Here is a 3,350-nt window from a genome sequence, read left to right as displayed (position 1 = left end):
GGTCATCGTGCTGCGCACCGTGGGCGACGTGCTGGACGCCTGCGACGCCGCCGGCCCCGGCGAGGTCATGGGCCCCGACCGGCTCGAGGCCGAGGAGCACCTCACCGAGGCCCTGCGTCGCGCCTTCCACCAGCGCCACGGCAGCGGGGGCGCCAGCGGCGGGGAGCTCGGACCGCAGCGCCTGGCCGCCAAGCAGGCCCTCGCCCGCGCGTCGGAGCGGGTGCACGCCCAGCGGCTGCACCACAACGAGGAGGTGCGGGCCACCCGTCACATCGTGGACGGCCGCACCGCGCGCCTCCTGGGGCTCTCGCGCGGGGTGAGCCGCCCCGAGCCGCTGGAGGTGGAGGACGACGTCCCGTACCTGCGCTCGGCCGACGGTGAGCGCGACGTAGACTGAGGGACCGGCCCTCCGCGCCCGGAGGCGTCCCCCCAGCACAGCGAAAGGCACATCGACGTGACTGAGCAGAACCCCACCACCGGCACCGCCCGTGTGAAGCGCGGCATGGCCGAGATGCTCAAGGGCGGCGTGATCATGGACGTGGTCACCCCCGAGCAGGCCCGCATCGCCGAGGATGCCGGCGCCGTGGCGGTGATGGCTCTCGAGCGCGTCCCCGCGGACATCCGCACCGAGGGCGGCGTGGCGCGCATGAGCGACCCCGACCTCATCGACGGCATCATCGAGGCGGTGTCGATCCCGGTGATGGCCAAGGCCCGCATCGGCCACTTCGTCGAGGCGCAGGTGCTGCAGTCCCTCGGCGTCGACTACGTGGACGAGTCCGAGGTGCTCACCCCGGCCGACTACGCCAACCACATCGACAAGTTCGCCTTCGACGTGCCCTTCGTCTGCGGCGCCACCAACCTGGGCGAGGCCCTGCGCCGCATCACCGAGGGCGCGGCCATGATCCGCTCCAAGGGCGAGGCCGGCACCGGCGACGTGTCCAACGCCACCACCCACATGCGCACCATCCGCGCCGAGATCAACCGCCTCACCACGCTGGCCGAGGACGAGCTGTACGTGGCCGCCAAGGAGCTGCAGGCCCCCTACGAGCTGGTCAAGGAGGTGGCGCAGAACGGCAAGCTGCCGGTCGTGCTGTTCACCGCCGGCGGCATCGCCACCCCGGCCGACGCCGCGATGATGATGCAGCTGGGCGCCGAGGGCGTCTTCGTGGGCTCGGGCATCTTCAAGTCCGGCAACCCCGCCGAGCGCGCCAAGGCCATCGTCCAGGCCACCACCTTCCACGACGACCCGGCCAAGATCGCCGAGGTCTCCCGCGGTCTGGGCGAGGCGATGGTGGGCCTCAACGTCGAGGGCATCGCCGAGCCCCACCGCCTCGCCGAGCGCGGCTGGTGAGCGCGACCGACCACACCCACGGCGCTCCCTCGTCCCACGACGGGGGAGCGCCGCTGGTGGGCGTGCTGGCCGTCCAGGGCGACGTGCGCGAGCACGTGCACGCGCTGGAGGCCAGCGGCGCGCGGACCGTCGCGGTGCGCCGTCCCCAGGAGCTCGCCGCGGTGGACGGTCTGGTCGTCCCGGGCGGGGAGTCCACCGTCATGGACAAGCTCACCCGCCTGTTCGGGCTGCGCGAGCCGCTGCTCGAGCGCATCGCCGCGGGCATGCCGGTCTACGGTTCCTGCGCGGGGATGATCATGCTGGCCGACCGGGTGCTCGACGGGCACCCCGAGCAGCAGACGCTCGGCGGCATCGACATGACGGTCCGGCGCAACGCCTTCGGTCGCCAGGTGGACTCCTTCGAGACCCACCTGCCCGTTCCCGCCCTGCGCGAGGGCACCACCGAGCTGGTGCACGCCGTGTTCATCCGGGCCCCGTGGGTCGAGGAGGTGGGCGAGGGCGTCGAGGTCCTGGCCCGCGTGCCGCGCACCGACCCGGTGGACGGCGAGCACCCCGAGCCGGCGGCCGCCGAGCGGGTGGTGGCCGTGCGCCAGGGCGCCCTGCTGGCCACCTCCTTCCACCCCGAGGTCACCGGCGACCGCCGCGTCCACGAGTACTTCGTGGAGATGGTGCGCGCCGCCCGCGACTGAGGCAGCCGCACCACGGGTCGTTAGGATGACCCGCTGCAACCAGACCTTTCGTACCGAGCAGAGGGAGCACCGTGGCCGGTCACTCCAAGTGGGCAACGACCAAGCACAAGAAGGCGGCGATCGACGCCAAGCGTGCCAAGCTCTTCGCCAAGCTGATCAAGAACATCGAGGTGGCCGCCCGCACCGGCGGCGGCGACCCGGCGGGCAACCCGTCCCTGTTCGACGCCATCCAGAAGGCCAAGAAGAGCTCGGTGCCCAATGACAACATCGACCGTGCGGTGAAGCGCGGCTCCGGTGCCGAGGGCGGTGGCGCGGACTACCAGACGCTGACCTACGAGGGCTACGCCCCCGGCGGCGTGGGCCTCATCATCGAGTGCCTGAGCGACAACAAGAACCGCGCCGTCATGGAGGTGCGCACCGCGCTCACCCGCAACGGCGGCCAGATGGCCGACTCCGGCTCGGTGGCCTTCAACTTCCACCGCAAGGGCGTGGTCGTGGTGCCCGCCGGTGAGAAGTCCGAGGACGAGCTCATGGAGATCGTCCTGGAGGCCGGCGCCGAGGAGCTCACCGACATGGGCGAGGCCGGCTTCGAGGTGACCACCGAGCCGTCGGACATGGTCCCCGTGCGCACCGCGCTGCAGGAGGCGGGCGTCGACTACGACTCCGCCGACGTGAAGATGCTGCCGATCACCCCGATCGAGCTGGACGCCGAGGGGGCGCGCAAGCTGTTCCGCCTCATCGACGCGCTCGAGGACTGCGACGACGTGCAGGAGGTCTACGCCGCCGCCGACGTGCCGGACGCGGTGCTGGCCGAGCTCGACTCCGAGGACTGACCCGGTGCGGGTCCTCGGCGTCGACCCCGGCCTCACGCGGTGCGGCCTGGGCGTCGTCGAGGGCCGCCGCGGGGGTGCGCTGCGGATGGTGGCGGTCGACGTGGCCCGCACCAACACTGACGCCCTGCCCGAGCAGCGCCTCCTGGCGGTGAGCCGCCGCATCGAGGAGTGGATCGAGCGCTATCAGCCGGACGCGGTGGCGGTGGAGCGCATCTTCGCCCGGTCGGACGTGAGCACCATCATGGGAACCGTCCAGGCCAGCGGGGTCGCGCTGGTGGCCGCCGCGCGCGCCGGGGTGGAGGTGGGCCAGCACACCCCGAGCGAGGTGAAGGCCGCCGTGTGCGGCAACGGCCGGGCGGGCAAGGAGCAGGTCACCGCGATGGTGACGCGCATCCTGGCGCTGGACACCCCGCCCCGCCCGGCGGACGCCGCCGACGCGCTCGCGCTGGGCATCGCCCAGGTGTGGCGCGGCGGGGG

5 protein-coding genes are annotated in these 3,350 nt (G+C 72.8%); all 5 read left to right on the top strand.

Features of this window, described 5'->3' with window-relative positions:
• Window positions 1–397: hypothetical protein (locus HMPREF3099_RS12715; RefSeq protein WP_168168428.1), on the top strand; the 397-nt coding region annotated here is incomplete at its 5' end.
• Window positions 398–454: 57 nt separating this feature from the next.
• Window positions 455–1,351: a pyridoxal 5'-phosphate synthase lyase subunit PdxS gene (pdxS, locus tag HMPREF3099_RS12290; protein ID WP_070704230.1), complete on the top strand. Its 897-nt coding sequence runs from the start codon at window positions 455–457 to the stop codon at window positions 1,349–1,351.
• Entirely contained in the window at window positions 1,348–2,040 is a 693-nt protein-coding gene (gene pdxT, locus HMPREF3099_RS12285; RefSeq protein ID WP_070704228.1) for a pyridoxal 5'-phosphate synthase glutaminase subunit PdxT, read from the top strand. The genes pdxS and pdxT overlap by 4 nt, the downstream gene beginning before the upstream one ends.
• A gap of 71 nt (window positions 2,041–2,111) precedes the next feature.
• Window positions 2,112–2,873, top strand: coding sequence for a YebC/PmpR family DNA-binding transcriptional regulator (locus HMPREF3099_RS03890; protein ID WP_070704225.1), 762 nt, complete (start codon window positions 2,112–2,114; stop codon window positions 2,871–2,873).
• Window positions 2,874–2,877: 4 nt separating this feature from the next.
• Window positions 2,878–3,350: crossover junction endodeoxyribonuclease RuvC (ruvC, locus tag HMPREF3099_RS03885; RefSeq protein WP_070704222.1), on the top strand; the 473-nt coding region annotated here is incomplete at its 3' end.

Source organism: Kytococcus sp. HMSC28H12, assembly GCF_001816045.1.
GTDB lineage: Bacteria > Actinomycetota > Actinomycetes > Actinomycetales > Dermatophilaceae > Kytococcus > Kytococcus schroeteri.
This window is presented reverse-complemented; position numbering and strand designations above follow the sequence as displayed.